The 23395-nt window shown below is 71.3% G+C and carries 22 protein-coding genes; 13 read left to right on the top strand and 9 right to left on the bottom strand.

The window, feature by feature from the left end; all coding sequences use genetic code 11:
* Positions 1–35: 35 nt before the first annotated feature.
* A complete protein-coding gene (locus BUE43_RS16835; RefSeq protein ID WP_073484214.1) occupies positions 36–989 on the top strand; it encodes a DMT family transporter in 954 nt (317 codons plus the stop codon).
* 28 nt (positions 990–1017) lie between these two features.
* Here BUE43_RS16835 and BUE43_RS16830 read toward each other — a convergent pair whose 3' ends face one another.
* Positions 1018–1839: a class I SAM-dependent methyltransferase gene (locus BUE43_RS16830; protein WP_073484213.1), complete on the bottom strand. Its 822-nt coding sequence runs from the start codon at positions 1837–1839 to the stop codon at positions 1018–1020.
* 206 nt (positions 1840–2045) lie between these two features.
* On the opposite strand from BUE43_RS16830, the gene BUE43_RS16825 reads away from it, so the two are divergent.
* The gene (locus BUE43_RS16825; protein WP_073484211.1) at positions 2046–3260 is read left to right on the top strand and encodes a cytochrome P450; all 1215 of its coding nucleotides are present in this window, start codon (positions 2046–2048) and stop codon (positions 3258–3260) included.
* Positions 3261–3287: 27 nt separating this feature from the next.
* On the opposite strand, the gene BUE43_RS16820 is transcribed toward BUE43_RS16825, so the two are convergent.
* Positions 3288–4274 carry an Lrp/AsnC family transcriptional regulator gene (locus tag BUE43_RS16820; RefSeq protein ID WP_083959753.1) on the bottom strand — a complete coding sequence of 329 codons (987 nt, stop codon included), beginning with the start codon at positions 4272–4274 and terminating at the stop codon, positions 3288–3290.
* A gap of 127 nt (positions 4275–4401) precedes the next feature.
* Here BUE43_RS16820 and BUE43_RS16815 point away from each other — a divergent pair, with 127 nt between their 5' ends.
* Entirely contained in the window at positions 4402–5925 is a 1524-nt protein-coding gene (locus BUE43_RS16815; RefSeq protein ID WP_073484210.1) for an MFS transporter, read from the top strand.
* A gap of 814 nt (positions 5926–6739) precedes the next feature.
* Positions 6740–7588: a hypothetical protein gene (locus tag BUE43_RS16810; RefSeq protein ID WP_073484208.1), complete on the top strand. Its 849-nt coding sequence runs from the start codon at positions 6740–6742 to the stop codon at positions 7586–7588.
* 219 nt (positions 7589–7807) lie between these two features.
* Here the strand turns inward: BUE43_RS16810 and BUE43_RS16805 are convergent, their stop codons facing one another.
* Complete coding sequence (locus tag BUE43_RS16805) at positions 7808–8641, bottom strand: NAD(P)H-binding protein (RefSeq protein WP_073484206.1); 834 nt, start codon at positions 8639–8641, stop codon at positions 7808–7810.
* Between the two features lie 91 nt (positions 8642–8732).
* On the opposite strand from BUE43_RS16805, the gene BUE43_RS16800 reads away from it, so the two are divergent.
* Complete coding sequence (locus tag BUE43_RS16800) at positions 8733–9698, top strand: AraC family transcriptional regulator (protein WP_073484205.1); 966 nt, start codon at positions 8733–8735, stop codon at positions 9696–9698.
* Between the two features lie 168 nt (positions 9699–9866).
* Here BUE43_RS16800 and BUE43_RS16795 read toward each other — a convergent pair whose 3' ends face one another.
* Positions 9867–11276: an MDR family MFS transporter gene (locus tag BUE43_RS16795; RefSeq protein ID WP_073484204.1), complete on the bottom strand. Its 1410-nt coding sequence runs from the start codon at positions 11274–11276 to the stop codon at positions 9867–9869.
* A 74-nt stretch (positions 11277–11350) separates the two neighbouring features.
* Between BUE43_RS16795 and BUE43_RS16790 the strand changes: the two genes are divergently transcribed.
* Both BUE43_RS16790 and BUE43_RS16785 read left to right on the top strand, forming a co-directional pair.
* Positions 11351–12007: a TetR/AcrR family transcriptional regulator gene (locus BUE43_RS16790; RefSeq protein WP_073484202.1), complete on the top strand. Its 657-nt coding sequence runs from the start codon at positions 11351–11353 to the stop codon at positions 12005–12007.
* Between the two features lie 118 nt (positions 12008–12125).
* Positions 12126–12911, top strand: a complete 786-nt coding sequence (locus tag BUE43_RS16785) for an alpha/beta fold hydrolase (RefSeq protein WP_073484925.1) — start codon at positions 12126–12128, stop codon at positions 12909–12911.
* Between the two features lie 239 nt (positions 12912–13150).
* Here the strand turns inward: BUE43_RS16785 and BUE43_RS16780 are convergent, their stop codons facing one another.
* Both BUE43_RS16780 and BUE43_RS16775 read right to left on the bottom strand, forming a co-directional pair.
* Positions 13151–13900: an ABC transporter permease gene (locus tag BUE43_RS16780; protein ID WP_073484200.1), complete on the bottom strand. Its 750-nt coding sequence runs from the start codon at positions 13898–13900 to the stop codon at positions 13151–13153.
* 27 nt (positions 13901–13927) lie between these two features.
* A complete protein-coding gene (locus tag BUE43_RS16775) occupies positions 13928–14881 on the bottom strand; it encodes an ATP-binding cassette domain-containing protein (RefSeq protein WP_073484198.1) in 954 nt (317 codons plus the stop codon).
* A gap of 98 nt (positions 14882–14979) precedes the next feature.
* Between BUE43_RS16775 and BUE43_RS16770 the strand changes: the two genes are divergently transcribed.
* From BUE43_RS16770 to BUE43_RS16755, 4 genes are all read left to right on the top strand, one after another.
* Positions 14980–15543 carry a TetR/AcrR family transcriptional regulator gene (locus BUE43_RS16770; RefSeq protein ID WP_073484197.1) on the top strand — a complete coding sequence of 188 codons (564 nt, stop codon included), beginning with the start codon at positions 14980–14982 and terminating at the stop codon, positions 15541–15543.
* Between the two features lie 242 nt (positions 15544–15785).
* A complete protein-coding gene (locus tag BUE43_RS16765) occupies positions 15786–16541 on the top strand; it encodes an SGNH/GDSL hydrolase family protein (protein WP_073484196.1) in 756 nt (251 codons plus the stop codon).
* Between the two features lie 82 nt (positions 16542–16623).
* Positions 16624–17706 (top strand): hypothetical protein, encoded by a 1083-nt coding sequence (locus BUE43_RS34725; RefSeq protein ID WP_200797557.1) that lies wholly within the window; start codon positions 16624–16626, stop codon positions 17704–17706.
* A gap of 155 nt (positions 17707–17861) precedes the next feature.
* Positions 17862–18524 carry a hypothetical protein gene (locus BUE43_RS16755; RefSeq protein ID WP_143174209.1) on the top strand — a complete coding sequence of 221 codons (663 nt, stop codon included), beginning with the start codon at positions 17862–17864 and terminating at the stop codon, positions 18522–18524.
* 32 nt (positions 18525–18556) lie between these two features.
* Here BUE43_RS16755 and BUE43_RS16750 read toward each other — a convergent pair whose 3' ends face one another.
* The 3 genes from BUE43_RS16750 to BUE43_RS16740 are packed head-to-tail and all read right to left on the bottom strand — an operon-like array spanning position 18557 to position 20822.
* Positions 18557–18925 carry a DUF6188 family protein gene (locus BUE43_RS16750; RefSeq protein WP_143174208.1) on the bottom strand — a complete coding sequence of 123 codons (369 nt, stop codon included), beginning with the start codon at positions 18923–18925 and terminating at the stop codon, positions 18557–18559.
* Between the two features lie 19 nt (positions 18926–18944).
* Positions 18945–19985, bottom strand: a complete 1041-nt coding sequence (locus tag BUE43_RS16745; protein WP_234995764.1) for a class I SAM-dependent methyltransferase — start codon at positions 19983–19985, stop codon at positions 18945–18947.
* A 9-nt stretch (positions 19986–19994) separates the two neighbouring features.
* Complete coding sequence (locus BUE43_RS16740) at positions 19995–20822, bottom strand: NmrA family NAD(P)-binding protein (RefSeq protein WP_073484192.1); 828 nt, start codon at positions 20820–20822, stop codon at positions 19995–19997.
* A gap of 332 nt (positions 20823–21154) precedes the next feature.
* On the opposite strand from BUE43_RS16740, the gene BUE43_RS16735 reads away from it, so the two are divergent.
* The gene (locus tag BUE43_RS16735; RefSeq protein WP_073484190.1) at positions 21155–21748 is read left to right on the top strand and encodes a TIR domain-containing protein; all 594 of its coding nucleotides are present in this window, start codon (positions 21155–21157) and stop codon (positions 21746–21748) included.
* The gene (locus tag BUE43_RS16730) at positions 21745–23373 is read left to right on the top strand and encodes a tyrosine-protein kinase family protein (protein WP_073484189.1); all 1629 of its coding nucleotides are present in this window, start codon (positions 21745–21747) and stop codon (positions 23371–23373) included. Before BUE43_RS16735 ends, BUE43_RS16730 begins: the two co-directional genes overlap by 4 nt.
* Positions 23374–23395: the final 22 nt, after the last annotated feature.

Here is a 23395-nt window from a genome sequence, read left to right as displayed (position 1 = left end):
GTGCGCCGAAGCTTTGCCGGTCTAGCGTTCGGCGCATGGAAATCCTGCCCGACAGTGGACGCCGAGCAGAATGGGCGGCCCTGGCCGCGGCGGCCGTGACGGTCGTGTTGTGGGCCTCGGCGTTCGTCTCCATCCGGAGCGCCAGCGCGGCCTACTCTCCGGGAGCCCTGGCGCTGGGGCGGCTGCTCGCCGGAACCGTGGTGCTGGGCGCGATCAGTCTGGTGCGGCGCGTGGGGTGGCCGCCCCGGGCGGCGTGGCCGGGCATCGCCGGCTCGGGCGTGTTGTGGTTCGGCCTCTACATGGTGGTGTTGAACTGGGGTGAGCGCGAGGTCGACGCGGGCACGGCGGCGATGGTCGTCAACGTGGGGCCGATCCTGATCGCGTTGCTGAGCAGCAAGCTGCTGGGCGAGGAGCTGCCGCGTCCGCTTCTGCTCGGGATGGCGGTGTCGTTCGCTGGCGCGGTCGTCGTCGGGATCTCGATGTCTGGCGACGGGCACAGCTCCGTTCTCGGGGTGCTGCTCTGTCTCCTGGCGGCGGTGTCCTACGCCGGCGGGGTCGTGGCCCAGAAGCCCGCGCTGCGGCACGCCGGCGCCCTTCAGGCCACCACCTTCGGCTGTCTGGTCGGAGCGCTGGCCTGCCTGCCCTTCGCCGGATCGCTCGTGTCGGAGGTGGCGCGGGCGCCGTGGCCCGCGACGGCGAACATGCTCTACCTGGGCGTCTTCCCCACCGCCCTGGCCTTCACGACGTGGGCCTTCGCCCTGGCCCGCACCTCGGCCGGCCGCATGGGGGCCACGACCTACGTCGTGCCGGTTTTGGTGGTGCTGATGTCCTGGCTGGCGCTGGACGAAGTCCCCGGCGCGCTCACGCTGGCCGGCGGCGCGCTGTGTCTGGCCGGGGTGGCGGTGTCCCGCTATCGGCCGAGCAGGAGGAAAACGGCGGCGGTCACCGCCGAAAACCGCGACGGGGCAACACAGTCGTCGGCCACGTGAACCAGCGCGGGAGGTCTCTGCTGAGAACTCAGAACTCGAACCGGAACAGGCGCATCGCGTTCCTCGTCGCGCGGAACCTGCTCAGCAGCCAGTAGACGGCACGGTAGGAGGGCACCGGAATCCTCGGGTACTGCCCCACGAGCGACACCTCGTCGCGGTACCTGAGTCGAGGGTTTCCTCGTTCGAGCTGACGGCCGTCCCGGGTCGGGGTGGACAGCGACGGGTATCCCCCGCGCAGGCGCTGGGGCACGCGTCGCGAGATGGCCGACATCCAGGGTGCCACCCCGTCGAACAGCAGCTCGCCGTGCGGGAAGCGGTCGGTGAGTCGGCACAGCAGTCGTTGGATGTCGCGCTCGGCGAGGTACATCAGCAGGCCCTCGGCGATGACCAGCGTCGGGCGGTCCGAGGGGATCTGGTCCAGCCAGTCGGGATCGGTGACGGACGCGGCGATCGTGCGGTACCGGTCGGACTCGGGGTAGAGCCTGCGGTGCAACGCGATGACGTCGGGTTGGTCGAGGTCGAACCAGCGCACCCGGGCAGGCGGGTCGAGCCGGAAGGCCCGGCTGTCCAGCCCGCACCCGAGCTGGACCACGGTCGCGTCCGGGTGGCGGCGGAGGAAGTCGGCGGCCCAGTCGTCGAGCTGCCTGGCGCGCAACGCGACCAGGAAGCGGTTGCCGGCCGCGTGCCGCAGTTTCCCGAAGTCGTAGTCGATCCTGGACACCAGTTCGGCCGCGCGGTGGTCCCGCAGGATCGAGTTCGGCTCGCGACTCTCCACCGCCCGCAGGTACAGCGTGACGAGCATCGTGGACTGAACCCCGGTGAGATCGACCTTCTCGCCTGAAGCTCCCATGGGATCGGTGATACTCCCCCGCCCTGCCCTCTGCCACCCCCACCCGAGCGCCGCCGGGAGCCGAACTCGAAGTGCCCTCTGGACAACGAGTGCGTAGCCAGGCTAGTTATGAAACACGGCGCGCGCTCGGAGTCACGTGAGCGGTGGCGCCCGACACGCGCCTTCCGTCGCGAATCAGTCGACCTGATCGGGAAAGGGGCCACACCATGCCATCCGACCTCACCGGCGAGCCCGGTCCGATCCCCTATCCGTTCGATCCCACCGACCGGCTGGGCCTGCATGCGACGTACCTCGCCGTGCAGCAGGGCCCGGGTGTGGTCCGGATCAGGATGCCGAAAGGAGAGTTGGGCTGGCTCGTCACCCGGTACGACGACGCGCGTTTCGTGCTCGGGGACGCGAGGTTCGGCCGGCTGCCACCGAACACCGGAGACGCGCCCCGCGTCGTCGACTCCGACGGCGTGCTCACCGACGGCGTCCTCACCCAGGACGCGCCCAACCACGCCCGCCTGCGCCGGCTGGTCACGGGCGCGTTCACGATGCGCCGGGCCGAGCGGCTGCGGCCCCGGATCCGGGAGCTGGCCGAGTCGTGCTTCGCCGACCTGCTCCGGGCCGGCCCACCCGCCGATCTCGTCGACCACTTCGCACTGCCCCTGCCCGCCGCGGTGATCTGCGAGCTGCTCGGGGTTCCCGCCGCCGACCGGGACCGGTTCCGAACGCTCAGCGACGCGGTGCTGTCCACGAGCAAGCTCACCGCGGCGGAGGCCGCCGAGAGCCTTCGCCAGCTCCGCGACTACATGGCGGAGCTGGTGGAGCGGCACCGCCGGACCCCCGATGCCGACACCGACAACGTCCTGAGCACGTTGGTCCAGGCCCGGGACCAGGGCGACCGGTTGTCCGAAGCCGAGCTGGTCGACATGGGTGTCGGCATCCTCGTCGCGGGCTACGAGACCACCGCGACGCAGATCCCCAACTTCCTCCTCGTCCTGCTTGAGCACCCGGACCGGTTCCGGGAGCTCCGCGCGCGACCGGAGCTGGTGCCGGCCGCCGTCGAGGAGCTCATGCGGCTCATCCCCTTCTTCGGCGCGGACTTCCCGCGCTATCCCAGGGAGGACCTGGAACTGGGCGGGGTGCTGGTGCGGGCGGGAGAACCGGTGCTGGTGGCCGTGGGCGCCGCCAACCGGGACGCCGCGCGGTTCCCCGCGCCGCACGAGGTCCGCTTCGACCGGGAGCAGAACCACCACATGGGGTTCGGGCACGGTGTGCACCACTGCCTCGGCGCTTCCCTGGCCAGGGTCGAACTCCAGGAGGCGTTGCGCGTGTTGCTGGCGAAGCTGCCGCCGACGACGGAGCTGGCCGGGGACGTCGGCTGGAAGGTCGACATGCTGGTGCGCGGCCCGCACACCCTGCCGCTGACGTGGTGAGGGTCGACGACGCCGCCACACCCGCGTCTAGCGCGGGCTGGGCATCAGGAGGGGACCCGCCCGCTTCGTGCGGCGGACGATCGGCGCGGTCTCGGCCTGGAGCACGCCGGGCAGTGACCCGATCCGGTCGGCGAGGTAGTCGTAGAAGGCGTCGGCGTCCCGGCAGACGCTGATCGCCACGATGTTGGTCGGCCCCGTGGTCGCCGCCGCGAAGGCGATCTCCTCGTGCTGGGACAGCGCGGTGGCCACCGTGCCCAGGTGGCGGGGCGCGACGGTGAGCCAGAGCATCGCCTCGCTGGTGTAGCCGAACAGGAGCGGGTCGATCTCGACCACGAAGTGGATCACGTGCTCCCTGACCAGCTCCTCCACCCGCCTGCGGACCGTGGACTCCGAGCTGCGCACGGCCTCGGCCAGCACGGGATAGCTGGTTCGCCCGTCCTTGGCCAGGATCCGCAGCAACTGCTGGTCGGTGGCGGTGAGCGTGGGCGGCTCCGCGCTCGCCGCCACCACCGGCGCGCTCTCCCGCAGGCGCTCGACCTGCTCTGCGGTCAACGCCGCGGTGCGCCCGCGCCAGCCGCCGTTTCCCGCGACCACCCGCAGCACGCACTGCGCCGTCACCGAGGTGATCCACGACGACCTCGGCAGCTTCTGGAGCAGCAGGCTGTCCTGGTCCGCGCGGCTGCGGGTGCGGGTCATGCAGGTGATCTCGGTGCCGCCGGAGGTGAAGCCGACCCACGAGATGTCGTCCGTTGTGGACAGTGCCGAGGCGACCGAGGTCGCGCCGTCGGGCGCGCACTGCAGTCGGACGACCCAGTCCACCTGGCCCAGGCGTCGCCCGTCGGGCAGCCCCACGACGCGGAGCGCGCCCGTCGACCGGAGCCGTTGGTACCGACGCGCGACGGTGCGGTCGGACGCGCCGAGCACGGCCGCGACGCGGCTGAAGGGGGCCCGCCCGTCCGCCTGGAGGGCGTGCACCAGCTGCCGGTCGAGCTCGTCGAGCGTGAGTCGATCCACCAGCCCACGGTAGGCGCGTGTCGGAATCCGCCGCAATCAGCGTGGTCGACGTCTCCCGATGGCGGGGCGCGGAACCCTGGTGCCCGCGAGCCGAGGACGGCTGGCACCCAGACATCCGGAGAGATCGATGCGCAAATGGGCTCCCCTGCTGACAGTCTGTCTGGCCACGCTGATGCTGCTGGTCGACATCACGATCGTCAGCGTGGCCATCCCCGCCATGACGACCAGTCTCAACTCGTCCCTGTCCGCGCTGCAGTGGACGGTTGACCTGTACGTCCTGGTGCTCGCCGCGCTGTTGATGGCCGCCGGCTCGGTGTCGGACCTCGTCGGGCGGCGGAAGGTCTACCTGGTCGGCCTCGTGGTCTTCGCGCTCGCCTCCCTGGCCTGCGGCCTGGCCACCGACAGCGCGTTCCTCATCGCGGCCAGGGGCGTGCAGGGCTTCGGCGCCGCCACCATGCTGTCCACCAACATCGCCCTGTTGGCCAACACCTACGAGGGCAAGGAGCGCAGCATCGCGTTCGGCGTGTGGGGCGCGGTCAACGGCATCTCGGCGGCGGCCGGGCCGATCCTGGGCGGCGCGCTCACCCAGTACGTCGGGTGGCGGTGGATCTTCCTGATCAACCTGCCGGTCGCGGCGGTGGCGCTGCTGTTGGCCTGGCGGTACGTCCGCGAGTCGCGCGACCCGCGCGGCGGCCGGCTCGACGTCCCGGGGACCATCACCTTCACGGCGGCCGCGACCCTGGTCATCTACGGGCTGATCCGGGTGGGCGAGGACGGCTGGAGCTCGCCCACGCCGCTGGTCATGTTCGCCGGCGCGATCGTCGCACTGGTGGTGTTCGTGCTGGTCGAGCGCCGGGCGGCCCATCCCATGGTCGACCTCGCCGTGGTGCGGACGTCCTCGTTCGGCGCGCTGATGCTGGGCGCGCTGGTGCTCAGCGGAACCGCTTTCGCCGCCCTGGTGTTCGTCTCGATCTGGGCGCAGACGGTGCTGCACATGTCCGCCGTCCAGGCCGGTCTGGTGCTCACGCCCCTGGGCCTCACCGCGTTCTTCGTCTCCGGCATCTTCGGCAGGGTCATGAACCGGATCGCGCCCCGGTGGCCGATCGGCATCGGCCTGCTGCTGATCGGGGTGGGCAGCCTGCTCGACATGCTCGTCACCCCGGAGTCGAGCTGGACCGCCCTGCTGCCCGGTCTGCTGGTCGCCGGCGCCGGCGTCGGGCTCTCCTCCCCCACGCTGGCCTCCGCCGCGGCGGCCGCGGCACCGGCCAGCAAGGCGGGAATGGCGGGCGGCGCGGTGAACACGTTGCGCCAGTTGGGTTTCGCCCTCGGTATCCCGATCATGACCAGTGTGCTCAGCGCCTCGATCCGCCCCATCCTGGGCAACAGCGGGCACTTCACCGACCTGGACACCACGACGGAGATGGTGGCGGGCGGTCAGAGCGACGACGTGCTCGCCACGCTGCCCGCCGCAGCCAGGACTCCCGCCTCGCAGGCGATCCGGGACGCCTACACGTCCGGTTTGGACAGTGTCTTCCTGCTCAGCGGAGTCTGCGCCCTGGTGACCGGTGTGATCGTGCTCCTCCTGGTGCGTCGGGCCTCACACGAGTCGGAGCCGGAGCCGGTCGGCAAGCACGCGGCGCACACCGCCTGAGGCAGGGCCACGGTCGCACCCGCGCCCGCACCACCGCTGTCCGTAACGGGTTGGGTCAGTCGCGCCTCTCGACCCGGTACGGCGAGCACAGGTGGCGGAACAGCCCCGCACCCGCTGTTCCGCTACCTGGTGCTTCCTCCAGCCAACCTCGGTCGATGCGGACCCGCACCGCGAACGGCCCGCCAACCGGACACTATGTCCACAGTGGACCGAGCTGGTGAACCCCCGGTCCGGGGCCGCCGCACTTCCGGAAGATCGAGATCGTGATCCCCGAGTGCCGGGGGTCAGGCCAACAACCGGCTGCGCACGGGATCGGCAGGGGGATGGGCGTCGTCGTGCGACTCTGCGCGGTTCAGGCGGCGCAACCAGATCGAGCGAGGTTTCCGTCGCCGGTTCCGCACCGTGGCTACCCGGTACGACAAGCCGGGTCACCACTGGCAAGCCACCGACAATCAGTCAGAACGGCTCTCGGCGGCCAAATCCCTGCGCTTCCACCACGCCCCCCTGTCGCGACGCGGAAGGGGGGCGCCGCACTGGTGCACCCGCACCGGCATGCGGCCCACCGACACCGCCCAGCCCCGCTCGCCGACCAGATCAGCGCGTGCCTCCGACATCGCCGGGACTGCCGCGCTCGGTGTCGACATGCGAGGGGAGGGCCGAAGTATCAGGCTGGCAGGACACGGCGTGGAGCGGAGCCGACGCGGTTCGGAGAACCGACGACCCGCCGCGCGGGGCCGGCGGCCGACCCGGGGCGTCTCCTCTCCCCTGCCCGTGTGCGTCCGCTGTGTGGCTGTCACCCGAGAAGGGACTGGTTATGCCGCCCCGGAAGAAGGTTCCGCCGCAGAAGAAGCAGTCGCTCAAGCAGAAGGTGGCGAAGACCGCCGACGACGCCCGCAAGGCCGCGGCCGCGGTGGCCGCGGCCGCCGCCGCCACCGCGGCCACCGCAACGGCCGCCGGGGAACCGGCGTTGGCTGCCGCCGCCGGCGCGGTGTCGGGGGTGGCCGGACTGGTCGCCCTCTTTTCCACGATCGTGCAGAAGCTGGCCAACGACCCGCCCCGCGACGACTTCGACGAGGTGTGGGTGAGCTCGGCGGCGCTCGACGAGAACGCGCTGCCCACCGAGGAGCCCCAGCGGACGATCGTCCTGTTCAGCGTGCAGCACGCGATCCTCGCGGACAACTTCTACGCTCTGGTTCGGGCACTGGAGCGCCACGACGGCGCGCTGGAGGCCGGCAACGACGACGCGGCGGACGCGCAGGCCGACGCCGCGCAGCAGAACGCCGACGCCATCACCGCGTCCCACCAGGCCCTCCAGGACCTGGCCTTCCCGATCAACGGCGCCTGGACGGCGGCCACCGCCGTCGTCCCGCCGGACTTCGGCTCCCTCACCGTCGAGGACATGCGACAGCACTTCCTCGCCAACTGGGGAGACCCGCCGGAGAACCCCGCCGAGTCCCCCTCCGACAGCCTGAGCGCCGTCCTGGCCGCGCTCACCGGCGCCGCCGACGACCTCCTCCAGCCCTTCGACGTCGGCCTTCCCGACCCCATCCTGGGCGCGGACGAGGTTCCGGGCGAGCCGGCCGAGCTGATCGGCGGGGACTACCTGAGCTCGCTCGCGGACGCGGTGGCGGAGCTGCCCGGCCTGGTCGTCGAGGAGGAGTGACCGAGCATGACGCGGCAGCCACCGCCCGCGCCCACCGGGACCAACCAGACACAGTGGACAGGGCCACCGGAACAGTCGTCGACGGAATCACCGCCCACCGCCCCCCGGGTCGCCGAGCGGGGTCCACAGTGCATAGTGCACTGTGGACCCCGGCTCGGTTTTCACCCCCGTTGAGGAAAGTGGTCTCGGCTCCGGACGGCTGCCGCCGGTGCGACGTGCTCAGGACCAGGCGCCGGTCGCCGCCGTCCGCGCGACGTAGTCGGCGAAGTCGGTGGCCTCCCGGCCGAGCACGCGCCGCACCCCGTCGGCGGGCTGGCTGGTGTGCCCGGTGCGGTGCAGGGCGAACATCGCGTTGAAGGCCACCGTGACGGCCTCCGGCCAGCCCTCGGCGAGCAGCTCGGCCCGGTACTGCTCCGGCGTCAGCTCCTCGAAGCGGATCGGCCGGCCGGCGGCGCCGGCCATCAGCTCCACCGCCTCGGCCCAGCGCAGCGCGCGGGGCCCGGACAGGTCGTAGATCTGCCCGGCGTGCCCGTCCCGGGTGAGCAGGGCCGCCGCGACCTCCACCACGTCCTCGACGTCGACGAACGGCTCGGGCACGTCGCCGATGGGCAGGGCGAGGCGGCCGGCCCGCAGCGGGGCGTGCCACAGGTCCTCGTCGAAGTTCTGGAAGAAGTGGTTGGGCCGCACGATCGTCCACTCCACGCCGGAGGCGCGCACCGCCTCCTCCGCCGCCGCCATGCCCGCGCCGAACTCCGGGCCGACGCGGTCCATTCCCCGGCCGGAGAGCACCACGAACCGGCGGACCCCCGCGGCCACCGCCTGCGCCACGAAGTCGCGCACCGGCGCGGGGTCGTCCGGGGCCACCAGGTAGACCGCCGTCACCCCGTCCAGCGCGGCCGCCCAGGTGTCCCGGTCGGTCCAGTCGAAGCGCACCTCGCCGGAGCGGGAGGCGGCCCGGACCGCCTGACCCTCCGCGCGCAGTCGCCGCACCAGCCGGCGCCCGGTCTTGCCCGTGGCGGCCAGCACCAGGATCTGGTTCCCCCGTGTCGTCATGGCCCCGAGTCAACCCGGGGCTCGTGTCGTCCACCATGGTCGATCGTCCGGTGCGCATCCGCGATCGTCCTGGCGTTCTAGGCTGGCGGGCATGGACCCGTTCGACGATCTGCTGCGGGGAGTGCGCGCCGACGGCGCGCTCTTCGGCCGGTCCGTGCTGTCGCCGCCGTGGGCGCTGCGGTTCGTGCACAGCGCGACGCTGACCCTGTGCGCTCCGTTGCGGGGACAGGGCTGGATCATCCAGGGGTCGCGGGCGCCACAACTCGTGCGGGAGGGCGGGGCGGCGATCGTGCGCGGCCCTGAGCCGTTCGTCTTCGTCGACGAGCCCGGGTCGGCCGCGCGGCCGGAACTCCTGCGGGACGTGCGCTCCGACGGCCTTCGCACCGGGGTGCCGGCGGGCGACCTGGCCAACCCCACCGTGCTGATGGTCGGGGCGTACCAGGTGCGGCGCGAGGTGCCGCACCGCCTGCTGCGGGTGCTCCCGCCGGTCGTCGTCGTGCCGGACGAGGACGGCTGCGGGCCGATGCGGGACTACCTGGAGTTCCAGCTCACCGAGGGCCGACCGGGTCGGCAGATCGTGCTGGACCGCATGTTGGACTGGTTGCTGGTGTGCGCGCTGCGGGACTGGCTCGACTCCCCCGAGGCGCGACCGCCCGCCTGGTACCGGGCGTTGGGCGACGACGTCGTCGGCCCGGTGCTGCGCGCCATGCACGAGGCCCCGGGCCGGCCGTGGACGCTCGCCGACCTGGCCGCGGAGGCCGCGGCGTCCCGCACGACGTTGGCGAAGCGGTTCACCGAGCTGGTCGGCGAACCGCCGTTGACCTACCTGACCGAGTGGCGGATGGCCCTGGCCGCCGACATGTTGGTCGAGACCACGGCGACCGTCGCGGAGGTGGCGCGCCGGGTGGGCTACGCGGACGCGTTCAGCTTCAGCGCCGCGTTCAAGCGGGTGCGGGGCGTCAGCCCGAGCGCGCACCGCGCGGCCGCCTCCCCGGAGCAGCGGAAGCCGCGCTACGACAAGGAAACCGCGCTCTCTCCGCTCAGCCACGCCACCTGAGTCCCCGAGGGACAGACGACGCCTGTCCTCAGTGGACTGAAGCGGCTGTTCGGCTGGTTACTCCGCCGTATCGCCGAGCGAATCCAGGAGTCGGCGGAGCGTCTTCGCGAGGGAATCGCGTTGCTCCGCGCCTGGCCGCACGTCACCAACGCGGTCCTATGTGGACAGTCATCGGCTCGGGACTGGCTTCCCCTTCTCCCCGCGCCGCAACGGAAGGAGCAGTGTCGGGACCACCGTCAACAGGGTGAGGACCAGGACCCAGACGAAGGTGTCCGCGAAGGCGTCCGCCGGGTTGCCGGGGTGCTGGGCCATCCGGCCGTGCAGGATCGACGCGAGCACCGCCGCGCCCACCGAGGCGCCCACGGTCTGCACCGTGATGACGGCACTGGTCGCGCCGGGGATCGAGGTGGGCGGCAGCCCCTCGTAGGCGGCGGCCGACACCGGAACCGTCACCGCCGCCACCCCGACGCCGCTCAACAGGAGCGACAGGCCCAGGACCAGGTCGCTGGTGTCGGCGCCCACCCTCGTGTACGCGAGCGCGGCCACCGCGGTGATCGCGGCGCCGACGAGGACGACGAGGCGCGCGCCGAACCGGTCGGCGAGCCGGCCGACCTGGGGCAGGGCGAGCATGGTGCCGAGGCTCTGCGGCGCCAGGAGCAGGCCGGCCACCAGCGCGCTGTGCCCGCGGGCCTGCTGGAAGTACAACGGCATCAGGAACAGCACGCCGAAGATCGAGAACCGGGAGAGGAAGTTGAGGGCGCTGGCCGCGGCGAACGGCCGGTGGGCGAACAGCCGCAGGTCCAGCAGCGGGGCGACCGCCCGGGCGCGCAGCGCGTGCGCCGCGAACGCGACGAGCAGGACCGCCCCGACGACCAGCAACGGCAGCCGACCCCGGGTGGCGGACAGCCCGTAGACGACCAGCGCCAGCGCGGGGCACAACAGCAGCAGACCCGTCAGGTCCAGCCAGCGCGCGCCCCGCTCGGACACGGGGCCGTCGGGCACCCGGCGCGCGAGCAGCAGGGCGACCAGGCAGACCGGCACGTTCACGAAGAAGATCCACCGCCAGCCGACGCTGTCGACGGCCAGGCCGCCCAGCAGCGGCCCGACGATCGGGGCGAGCTGCCCGGGAACCGCGACGACCGCCATGACCCGGCCCCGCTGCTCGGGCGGGACCGCGCGCGCCATGATCATCATGCTCAGGGGCGCCATCATGCCGCCGCCGAGGCCCTGGACGGCCCGGAAGGCGATCAGACTGCCGATCGACCAGGCGAGGCCGCACAGCACCGAGCCGACGAGGAAGGCCACGAGCGCGAACGACCACGTTCTCCTGGCGCCGAACCGCTCGACCAGCCGGCCGGTGACCGGGATGACCACCGCGACGGCCAGCAGGTAGGCGGCGCTGACCCACTGCACCGAAGTCACGGACGCGTCGAAACCGCGGGCCAGCTCGGCCAGCGCGACGGTGACCATCGTCATGTCCAGCAGCGCCGCGATGGACCCGACCACGACGGCGACACCGAGTTCGAGCACGTCAGGGTCCAGACGAGACCCGGCGGCGCCGGGTGTGGTGCCCACCATGCCGCCTACACTACACCGTACAGTGTAGTTCCGCCGGTGCAGGCTGTAGGGAGACCTCGGGAAGGACGTCGCCAGTGCCCGACACCCCCGCCCTCCGCCAGGGCTCGCCCGCCAAGCGCGCCGCCATCGTCCGCGCGGCGCTCGACGTCTTCGTGCGCGAGGGCTACGCGCGCGCCAGCGTCGACGCCATCGCCCGCGCGGCCAGCGTCTCCAAGCGCACGATCTACGACTACTTCGGCGACAAGGAACGCCTGTTCCTCTCCACCGTCGAGGAGACCGCCGCCGCCCAGGCCGTGGCCTTCCGGGACCTGCTGGACCACACCCTGGGTGATGTCGCCGACGAGGCGGACCTGGAACCGGCCCTGGTCTCCTTCGGCCGCGCGTTCGCCACCGAGGTCGCCCGCTCCGCCGAGCGCGCCGCCGTCATGCGCCTGATGATCGCCGAGGCGCACCACTTCCCCGCCCTGCTCCGGACCCCCACCGAGGAGCGGCCCGCCCACCGCGCCCTCGCCGACCGCCTGGCCGAGTTCGGCCGGCGGGGCCTGCTCACCATCCCCGACCCGGACGAGGCCGCCGAGTTCCTGGGCCTGCTGGTCACCGTCCGCGTCAACCACCGCTCCTGGTACGGCGCGGCGCCGCTCGACGACGCCGAGATCGACCGGCTGGTCGCCGGCGGCGTGCGGGTCTTCCTCAGCGCGTACGGACCGTCCCGGGCCACCGACAGGCCCTAGCCCGGCTCCTGGGAGAGCATCGACCCGAACGGTCCACAGTGGACTGCCCATCCCGGCCAGGACTCCCCCACGGGAAAACCTGTTGGGCTCCGCCCGGGGAAGTGAAGATCATGTGCGGGTGTCGGAACATCTGATCAGGACCCCCGACGGCGTCCACGTCGCCGTGCGCGACTCGGGCGGCGACGGCCCCGCCGCGCTGCTCCTGCACGGTCGCGGCCGGGACAGCCAGGACTGGCACCAGGTCGCTCCCCTCCTGCTGAACGCCGGTCTGCGCGTGGTCACGATGGACCTGCGCGGCCACGGCGGTTCCGACCCCGCCCCCTGGGGGTGGGACGAGGCCCTCGCCGACGTCGAGTCGGTCGTCAACCACCTCGGCCTGACCCGCCCCGCCGTCATCGGGCACTCCCTCGGCGGGATGGTGGCCACGCTCTGGGCGCGGAGCCACGCGGACTGCCCGCTCGCCGTGAACCTGGACGGCCACCAGGACCCGAAGGGCCCGCACGACTACGCCGGCCTCGACCCGGACGAGGCCCTCGCCGCGCACGCCGCGGTGACCGCGTTCTTCGCCGAGCTCGACGCCGAGGAGGAGCCCGACCCGGCGTTGGAGCAGTACCTCGGCACCTTCGAGGGCTTCGACCTCGTGGAGGTCTACCGCGCCGCCCGGTGCCCGCTCCTGGTCGTCTGCGCCGAACACGACGAGGACGAGGAGGACGACGAGCTCTCCCCGGAGGTGGTCGAGGCGTTCGCGGCCCACCGCCGCGGCCTGGTCCGCGACCTGGCGGCCGTGTCCGCGCAGAACCCCCTGGTCTCGTTCACCACCTTCCCCACCACGCACGAGATCCACCTCGAAGCCCCGGAGGACCTGGCGAAACTCCTCCTGGGCAGGATCGGCACCACGGCCTAGGCCCGCTGTCGACGTCGACTCACCAGGCGCGGCGCGCTCCCGGCCCTGCCCCCGGACTCGGGTTCGGGTTCGGGTTCCGGGGCGTGCCTCGCCCGGAGGTCCGGGCTCACCTCGCGCGGAGATTTCCCGTCCACGCCTGACAAGTCGCATCACCGACCGCGCCGACCGGCCTCCGGCAGTCGATCACACGACACCGGAGGACCGGCCGGCCACAGCCGCGGGGCTGAACTTGGGACAGATCAGACCCCGCGCCGCATCGCCCGCGTGCCCAGCCACAGGCCCAGCACGGCGATCACGACCACGGCGACCGAGCCGTACAGCACCGAGATGTCGGCGAACCGGCCGGCGAACAGGGCGCGCTCGGCCTCGACCACGTGCGTCACCGGGTTCACGTCGCCGGCGATCCGGAGCCACGCCGGGCCGTAGTCCATCGGCAGCAACATCCCCGACAGCAGCATCATCGGGAACAACAGCATCTGGGTGACGACCCAGAACAGCTGCCCGCTGGGCTGGGACTTGATCGCCAGCACGAACGACAGCGCGCCCAGCCCGACGCCGAGCACGACCAGCAGCGCCAACCCGGCGAGCACGCCCAGCGGGTACAGCCGGAACCCGAGCGGCACCGCCAGCGCGATGGTCAGCACCGCCTGGACCAGCAGGATCACGAACTCCTTGAGGGTCCGGCCGACCAGCATCGCGGTGCGGTTCAACGGGGTGACCAGGAGCCGTTCCATCGAGCCGCCCATCAGCTCGACGAGCAGCGAGTAGCCGGCCGCCAGCGGGCCGGTCAGGCACAGCATCACCAGGATGCCCGGGACGAACCACTGCCACGCCGACTCGCCGGCGGCCAGCCCGGGGCTCCCGGAGAGCAGTGATCCGAACAGGAAGAGGAACAACAGCGGTTGCCCCATCGAGAAGACGAGGTTCAGCGGTTCGCGGAGGACGGGGACGAACTCGCGGGAGAACACCGTGGCGGTGTCGCGGAACATGGGTGCCTGCTTTCTCGTTCGGTGGGGTCAGGCGGCCTGGTCGTCCCGCAGGCTCCGGCCGGTGAGCGCGAGGAACACGTCGTCCAGGGTGGGCTGGGTGATGTCCGCGGTGACCGCCTTGACCCCCGCCGCCTCCAGCGCGCGCAGGTACTCGGGCATCGCCCGCACGGCGCGGGGAACGCGCAGGCGCACGGTCAGGCCGTCGACGGCGACCTCGTCGGAGAACCGGGCGGCCGCGGTCGCGGCGGCGCCGGCGTCCGGCTCGTTCTCGGTGGTGATCGTGAGGTGGTCGCCGGCCAGGTCGTTCTTGAGCTGCTCGGCCGTGCCGTCGGCGATGACGCGGCCGTGGTCGACCACCACCACCCGCTCGGCCATCCGGTCGGCCTCCTCCAGGTAGTGCGTGGTCAGCACGACGGTCATGTTCTGCTCCCGCCGCAGCCGCAGGATGTGCTCCCAGATGCTGGCGCGGCTCTGCGGGTCCAGCCCGGTGGAGGGCTCGTCGAGGAACAGCAGGCCGGGCCGGTGGATCAGGCCCAACGCGATGTCGACCCGCCGGCGCTGGCCGCCGGAGAGCGTCCCGGGCTTGCGCTGGGCCAGCGGTTCCAGCTCCAGCTGGGCCAACACCTCGTCGGCCCGCTCGCGCGCCCGCGCCCTGGTCAGGCCGTAGCTGCGGCCCTGCGTGACGAGCTCGTCGCGGACCCGGAAGTTCTCGCCGGCGCTGTTCTTCTGCCCGATGTAGCCGATCCGGGCCCGCACCCCGCCGGCGTCGCTGTGGATGTCGCAGCCCGCGACCGTCGCGCTGCCCGACGTCGGCGGGAGCAGGGTCGTGAGCATGCGCAGGAGCGTCGTCTTGCCCGCGCCGTTCGGGCCGAGTAGCGCGACCAGCTCGCCGGGCTCGACGTGGAGGTCGATGCCCGCGACCGCCGTCACGGTCTGTCGGCGTACCCGGAACTCCCTGGCGAGTCCCTCAGTGTGGATCATGTCCGCCCTTCCCCTCGGTGATCGGCGTGCCAGAGTACCCATGTGGAACGTCAAAGTTCCACTTTGAATCGTGAGAGGCCCTTGGCTAGGTTGATCGGGTGAGTGGAGCACGCAGTCGGACGCGGCACGCCATCCTGCGTGCGGCGGCCTCGGTCCTCGCGCGCGACCGCGGCGCGACGCTTCCCGCGATCGCGGAGGCCGCCAACGTCGGGCGGACCACGCTGCACCGCTACTTCCCCGACCGGGAAGCGCTCATCAGGGAGACGGTCGACGACTCCGTCGAGGTCCTGACCAGGTCCGTCCAGGACGCCGCGCCGCACGAGGGGCCGCCGCTGGAGGCGCTGCGCCGGGTGGTGACCGCGTTCGTCGACGTCGGCGACCGGCTGATGTTCCTGTTCGGCGACCCGCGCGTCCTGGAGTCGACGGGCCCGTCGACCCATCCGGTCGCGCCGGACGACCCGGTGCTCGACCTCATCCGACGCGGCCAGGCCGAGGGCGTGTTCGACCCGGAGCTCAGTCCGTTCTGGATCCGGCACGCGCTCTGGAGCCTCGTGTACACGGGCTGCGAGGACGCCGCCAACGGCATGATGCCTCGTCACGGCGTCGCCGCCGTGGTCATCCGCACTCTCGAGCACGGCATTCGCAAACCGCCAGGGCCCTGAGGCCGGGTTCGAGGACGTCGCGTTCGTCGCCACGGCGCGCGCGCTGAGCGTAATTACTTTCGATCGGCACTGAAACTATCGGGGCAGCAGTTCATGTTGCCCGAGGTAGTTCCCGCCCCCTGCCCCGAACGCGGCCGACACCGTCCCACCAGGCACTTCGCCGCGCTTCAGCGCCCCGGTCCCCGGCGCCGGCCCGGTCACCGGCGACGGTGATCGATCCGGGTCCGCCTAGAGTGCGGAGCATGCGCAAGCGTTTTGTGGCCCTCGGTGACTCCTTCACCGAGGGCGTCGGCGACGACGACCCGACCCGCCCGAACGGCGTCCGGGGCTGGGCCGACCGCGTGGCCGAGCAGCTCGCCGCCGCCGACGCGGAGTTCCGCTACGCCAACCTCGCGATCCGGGGCCGACTGCTCGACCAGGTCCTCGCCGACCAGCTCGAACCGGCGCTGAGGCTGGCCCCGGACCTGGTCACCCTCTACGCCGGCGGGAACGACCTGCTGCGCCCCAAGGTCGACATCGACGCGCTGGCCGACCGCTACGAGCGGGCCGTGGCGCGACTGGCCGGGACCGGCGCGACCGTGCTGCTGTTCACCGGCGTGGACGGCGCCGCCGACCCGGTGTTCCGCAAGCTGCGCGGTCGGACCGCCATCTTCAACGAGCACACCCGGGTCATCGCCGCCCGGCACGGCGCGCGCGTGGTGGACCTGTGGGCCATGCGCCAGCTTCGCGACCGCCGGCTGTGGGCCGCCGACCGGCTCCACCTGAACTCGCTCGGGCACACCGAGGTCGCGATCGCCGTCCTCGACGTCCTCGGCGTGCCGCACGAACTCTCCTCCGCCGACCTCGGCCCGCACGCCGTGGTCAGCCGGCGGCAGCAGCGCGCGGAGAACCTCAGGTGGGGCCGCGAGCACGTCCTGCCGTGGATCAGGCGGCGCCTGCGCGGCGAGTCCTCCGGCGACACGATCAGCCCGAAGCGGCCCGACCTGCTCCCGCTCTGATCGTCGTCCTTCCCCCGTCCGGGGGAGGGTGATCACTCGGGAGAGGGGCGTGGGGCCGTCGGACGCGTGTGAGGGTCACGGCATGACCGAGACCGCCCGACGCGCGCCGACACCCTCCTCCCCGCGTCAGCGGTCGTGGCCGGACTGGGTGGGGCAGGCCACGGCCGGGTGGGCGGCGGTGTACGGGACCTTCGGTCTGGTCGCGATCGCGTCCGGAGCCCCGGTCCTCTCCGCCAGCCTCGCCCCGGGCCTGTTCGTCGCGGACTGGGCCGTCGTCGCGGTGGCCGTGCTCGCCGCGACGGCCGCCACGGCCACCTTCCTCCCCTGGGGGCGGCGGGTGCCCAGGACCGGCCTGCTCTCCGTGCTGTGGGGCTTGGTCGTGGTGTGCGGCCTGGGCGCCTTCGGCCTGCTCATGCAGGTGGTCACCCTGTTGGTCGCGCACGACGTCGACAGTTGGCTCGGGACCGCTCATCAGGCGTTGGCCGCGACCGGCGCCGTCCTCCTCGCGGGCACGGCGCGTGGCTACCGCCACCGAACCCGGGGGACGTGTCCTCGCTGCGGTACGACACACGGACCGTCGTCGGCGCGGGTCAGGCGCGAACCGACTGCGGCTCCGCGCGGCGTGCGTCTGGCCGCGTACATCGGGTCGGCGGCGTTTCTCCCCTACATCGCGATGAAGACCGTGTGGGCGTGGGGCGGGACCTTCGCCGGCGTCACGGGCGCGGACATGATCCCCTCGGCGGAACGACAGGGCGGCGGGGGGACGTGGACCGTTCTGGAGTCCTGGGGCCTCGACCCCACGGCGCTGCTCGCCGCGCTCGGCGTCTTCCTCCTCCACGGCCTCGTCCACCCGTGGGGCCAGGTCTTCCCCCGGTGGGCGCCGCTCCTGACCGGCAGGCCGGTTCCCCGGTGGCTCCCGCTCACCCCGGCGTTGTTGGGGGCCGCGACTCTCGCTCCGTACGGCGTGCTCGGGCTCGGCTACCTCACCCTCAACGCCCTCGGGCTCGTCACCATCCGACAGGGAGACTTCCAGTCCACTGAGGACGTTCTCCTGGTTGCCTGGTGCGGGATGGTCGCGTTCTGCGGATACGGCCTCGCCTTGGCCGTCGCGGCCCGGTCCTACTTCGTCCGCACACGGCCGCGATGCGTGGTCGCCGTGAGCTGACTGCCCTGGATTCGCCTGGCCCTGGCCCGGGTTTCCCTCGGCCCCCGGCAGTGTCCGGTCCCGGGACGGCGCGGAAAGTTGCCCGTTCTGGGCGGTGGCGGGTGATCTGGGGGCTACCATCCGGAGACTGTCTCCGGCCCGGGAGGAGATCACGCGTGCTCCAGCCGTCAGGCCAGCCATCGGAGTCAAACCCCCACCCCGAGTCGCAGAACACGATCAGCGGCTCCGTGTCGGGTCCCACCGTGCAGGCCGGCGCCATCCACGGTGATCTCCACTTCCACCTGGGCCAGACCGCTCCACCGGCCACTCCCCTGCCTGTCTCCGCCCAGGCCACCGGGAAGCCGTCGCCACCGCTCCGCGTCAGCAAGGTGGCCGGAGGCTGGGTTCTCGCCCTGTTACCCCTGTTGATCTTCAGTGCCGCGCTCGGAGCCGTCGTGGACGCAGCCACCAGACAGGGTCCGCTCGTGGTGAAGTTGGCGTTGGACCTGGTCATCGTCGCGTTGGGCGTCCTGGCGCTCCGGCTGTGGTCGCTCGTGGCGCGCCGCCCGTTCGGCGCGCTGACCGCCGTGGTTCTCGACCGGTGCACTCCCCGACGGCTCGCCGCCCTGTCCCGGACGACGCTGACGGTGATCCTGTCCCTGGAAGCCGTCCTGGCGCTGACCCTCGTGGTGCAGGAGGTGAGCCGTGGCTCGGGCGATCCCCGTTCCGCCGGCGCCAACGGAGCCCTGGTCTTCCTGCTCGCGACCGGCTTCCTCATCGCCCGAGTGCTTGTCCGGCCACGGATGAATCCCGAACCCCGGGCAAACCCCGTCCCCTGACCCCAACCGGGTTTCCGCCAGCCCCAGGGCTTTCAGGACCAGACCGCCACCCCGCCGCCCGGGACCGCCACGAAGAGCAATCCCGACGTGCCTGTCAGAGTCCACGCCTCGAAGTCGTTGTCCGGACGCACTTCGAGCACGGTGCCTCCGGGGAACGCGAGACGGAGACGACCGTCGGAGAACACCCTGATCTCCTCGACCTCGGCGCGGAGCAGCCCCAACAAGGGCGCAAGCGACGCCGGTTCGCCTTCCGGATCGATGGTCCGCACCTCTCCATGTCGGGCCCCGAGGCGAACTTCCCGCTCCAGCCGAACTTCGTACGTCCCGGTGGTGCCGCTGATCACCAGAGTGACGGCCCAGTCGAAGCGCAGCTCGGTGATCCGGAGCTCCTCGCCCCGCACCAGCCAACCCTCCGGCGTCTCAACGACCTCCGTCACGGCCAACCTCTCCCCTGAGCCGAACGTCGTTGTCTGCCAGAGGTCGTCGGGGCAGCGGCCGGAGAACCGCCAGGTACTCGTGGTGTTCCTGGAGGAGCGCACGCAGACCGGGGTGGGGTGCGGGCGGGAACGCGCGGTCGCCGACCGTGATCCCGGTCAGCGCCAGACCCGTGCCGGCGAGCAGGAGCGACAGGTCGGCCGGCGTGTAGCACCGCAGGGCCTGGCTGATCTTCCGCTCGGGGTTCGCCGCCTCCCACCACGTGTCGATCGCCGTGCACGTCACCGGGTCGAAAGCGGTTCGCTGCCACAACTCGTGGTCGTAGCCGGCGGCGACATCCGGGAGTTTGTGCTCCTCGTCGCCATCCCACCGGGCCCAGACCAGTGGGTTGAAGACGTCGACGAGCGCGAGGCCGCCGGGCCGCAACCACTCGGCGGCGATCCGGGTCAGCAGACGACGTTGGTCAGCGTCCGTGCCAACCCCGAAGCCGTTCCAGTAGCAGACGACGTCGAACGACCCCGGCAGATCCACCTCGAAGAAGTCCGCCTTGTGGACCGTGAGCGAACCCGGGCGAACGTCGTCCGCGAAGTCACCGAGGTGGTCGGCCCGGTCGCTGATCTCCACCGCCGTGACCTCGTGGCCCGCCTTCGCGGTCGCGACGGCGGTCGTGCCGTAGCCCGACCCGAGCTCCAGCACCCGCTTCGGTTCGCCCCCAGCGTGTTCACGCAACAACCCGACCCGACGCCAGTCCCGCTCACCGAGTCTGGCATCGGCCCTCGCCCACCACGACCCGGTCGTGGAATAGAACTCCCGCACCCAGTCCACGATCCCAGCAAAGCACGCCAGCCAAACCGTTTCCGACTCAAGAACACGCTGGAGCCCGAGCTCGAACTCCTCATCAACCCTGAGGTGGGTGCTGCGCGACCCGCTGAGCGCCTCGGTGGCCACCCACTGAGCGCCACCGAACCCAGAAATCCAGAATGGACTGTCCCGTGTCCGTCGGGCACGGGACAGTCCACTGTGCACTGGTGGTGATCAGGCGCCGTTGGCCTCAGCCAGTCGCCGGGCGTAGGTCGCGAAGTCGACCGGCTCGCGGCCGAGGACTTGGCGCACTCCGTCGGACAGCGCCTCGCTCCGCCCCTCCCGGATGTGCGTGAACATGGCCAGGAGGAGGCCCGCGCCCTCGGCCGGCCAGCCGCGCGCCACGATCTCCTCAAGGAACTGCTCGTCGCTGACCGCGGTGTAGCGGATGTCCCTTCCGGTCGCCCTGGCGATCTCCGCCACGGCCTCGCCCCAGGTCAGCGCGCTCGGGCCGGACAGCTCGTAGCACTTGCCGGCATGCCCCTCGCCGGTGAGCGCGGCGACGGCCACCTCCGCGATGTCCTCGGCGTCGATGAACGGCTCCCGCCCCTCACCGGTGGGCAGCCGGAGCTCCCCCTCGTCGAGGGCGGCGGCCAACAGCGGCTCCTCCACGAAGTTCTGGTGGAACCACGTCGGCCGCAGGATGGTCCAGTCGATGTTCGCCTCCCGCACCGCGTTCTCGGTGGCGAGCCAGGCTTCCCCGGTGATCTCGGGCCAGGTCCGCGCCGACAGCAGGACCACTCGTCCGACGTCGTGCTTCTCGGCATGCCCCAGGAAGGCACGCAGCTCGTCGGGGGCGTTGGCGGTGTTCGAGTCGACGAGGTAGACGGCGCCGACGCCGGACAGGGCCGGCCCCCACGTCGCCTCGTCCGCCCAGTCGAAACGCACCGGAGCCGAACGGGACGCCACCCGCACCGGCACGTCGAGCGCTCGCAGCCTGGCCGCCACCCGACGTCCGGTCTTGCCCGTTCCGCCGGTGACCAGGATTGGTGATTGAGACATGCCACCATCCCACCGGTTGGTCAGTCCCCTGTGGATCTTTGATCGTCCGGAGCAGATGTCCATTCGTCCCGCGCACCGGCGAGGTGGGACAGCGGCTGCTCGCCCAGTGCCCGCCTACCTCCTCGTGGAGGCGGACAACAGCCGTCTCGCTGCGGTGGTCTCAGTGTTGTCAACTCCGCTCCGCGAGCTCTCGTGCTAGTGACGCCTGACGGGGACGACGCTCCGCCACACCAGCCAGGTTTCCCGTTTTTGTCCACTATTTGGCCAGTACCGCAATAATTGTCCACTTTTTTGCCTGTTCCCACCGACGGTCGGCATCTACCATCAAGGCCGTGTCCGACTACAAGTACGACTTGTTCATCAGCTACAGCCGACACGGCAGCGTGCAGAGATGGCTGCTGAACCACTTCTTCAAGAAGCTTCGCGAATGCCTCGCCGACCAAATCGCACCGGCACCGAGGGTATACGTCGATCAGACGATGCCACGTGCCGTGCACTGGCCGTCCAACCTTCAGTATGCCCTAAGGCACAGCAAGATCATGGTCCAGCTACTCACCCCCCAGTACTTCGTTTCCCCTTGGTGCATGGCAGAGTGGCGCAGTATGCAGGCGAGAGAAAGGGCACTCGGACTGGCAGGACTCAAAATCCCACAAGGACTCATCTATCCCATATTATATTCCGACTCCGATAACTTTCCAATGGAGGCCAGAGAACGCTCCTGGTGGGACTTCAAAGAGTTTTCCCAACCAGACCCCGTATATCAAGACACTCGCGACTACGTCAAATTTCACCGAAAGGTCACCGAGCTGGCGTGTGACCTCGTCCAACTGTTGCAGCAGGTGCCCGAGTGGCGGCCTGACTGGCCGATCATCGAAAAACCCGATCCGGTGCTCCTCCCACCTCCGAAGTTACCGAGGTTCGAATGACCCCCGGGACCGTGATCACGTTCTACTCCTACAAGGGCGGCGTCGGGCGCACGTTCACCATGGCCAACATCGCCGTGCTGCTGGCGCGCTGGGGATACCGGGTGCTCACCATCGACTGGGACCTGGAGGCCCCCGGCCTGCACCACTACTTCGCTCCGGTGCTGCCCAGGCAGCCCGACGGCGGCGTGGTCGACCTCGCTCACGACTTCCTCGCGGGTGCCGAGGGCCCCAGCGAGCACGCCGTCCCCCTCGACGTCGACGGCGGCCCCCTCGCCCTGCTGGCCGCGGGGAAGACGGACGACTCCTACGTGAAACGCATGCAGTCGATCGACTGGGAGAACCTGTACGAGCAGGGGTTCGCGGCGTTCCTGGAGCGGTGTCGCGAGGAGTGGACCGCGAACTACGACTTCGTGCTGATCGACAGCCGGACCGGTATTTCGGACATCGCCAGCATCTGCACCGCGCATCTGCCGGACCGACTGGTCGTCGTGTTCACCGCCAACGACCAGAACCTCAGGGACGTCGTGGACATCGCGCGGCGTGCCGACCGGGCCAGGGACCAGATGCCCTACGACCGGCCGCGGCACATGGTGCTCCCGGTCCTGTCCCGGTTGGACAACCGGGTGGAGTACGAGCGGGCCGAGAAGTGGCAACGCAGGTGCGCTGAGGTGGTCTCGCCGCTGTTCCGCAACTGGCTGGTGAAGAGCGTGCCGGAAGATCTGATGTTGCGGCATCTCACGCTGCCCTACATCTCCTACTGGAGCTTCGGCGAGCATCTGCCCGTCCGGGAGGAGCGAGTTCCGTCGGCCGACCAGATCTCGTTCGCGCTGGAGACGATCGCGGCGGTGATCGCGCAGCAGTTCGACCGCACCGACCTGCTCGCCGACAACCGGGACGCCTACGTGGCGGCGGCCCGCACCCACCGCCGGGAGTTCGACCTGGACCTGCTGGTGTCCAGTCCCCGGTCTCTGTTGGGCCCCGCGTCGGAGCTCGTCACCGAACTGCGCGCGCTCGGTGTGCGGGTCGACCGGTCGCTGTCCGGGGACCCGGGACTCCTCGACCAGACCCGCGAGCCCGCCAAGCACCTGTGCCTCGTGGTGGACGGCGAGGTGAGTCGTTGGCAGCTCATCGAGGCCGAACGCTTCCTGCGGCACGCGTTCGGCCCGGACGGCGACCAGCGGCAGTTGTTCTGCGTGTTGACTCGCGGCACCGAACGCGAGCGGCTACCGGGCTTCCTGCGCAACCTGCACCATCTGGAGTTCGAACCGGGTACGCGGCCCGTGGACGTGGCGCAGGACCTGCACGGTCTCATCACGGGGACCCCACCCACCGAAGCTGACGCGGACCGGGAAGCCTTGCGGAGCGCGGCATCCGCGCTCCGCAACGTGCCGAACGAGATGCCCTACGCCGCGCGTTTCGTGCTCATCGAGCAAACCGTGCGTGCTATGGCCGCAGCACTGGACGACGGCGAGCTCGCCCTGCTGCGTGACCGGTCGGTGGACCTCGAGGTGCTGAGCAGGGTGCACGGGAACGGCGACCCGTGCGCTGTGCCGGCGGACCTGCGGGCCGAGATCGACGCCCTGGTCAACCGGATCGATCGTCGAATTCACCTGTCCAACGACTGAGAGGTGGCGAAATGCCGGCGAT

Source organism: Streptoalloteichus hindustanus (genome assembly GCF_900129375.1).
Taxonomy (GTDB): Bacteria; Actinomycetota; Actinomycetes; order Mycobacteriales; family Pseudonocardiaceae; genus Streptoalloteichus; species Streptoalloteichus hindustanus.
This window is presented reverse-complemented; position numbering and strand designations above follow the sequence as displayed.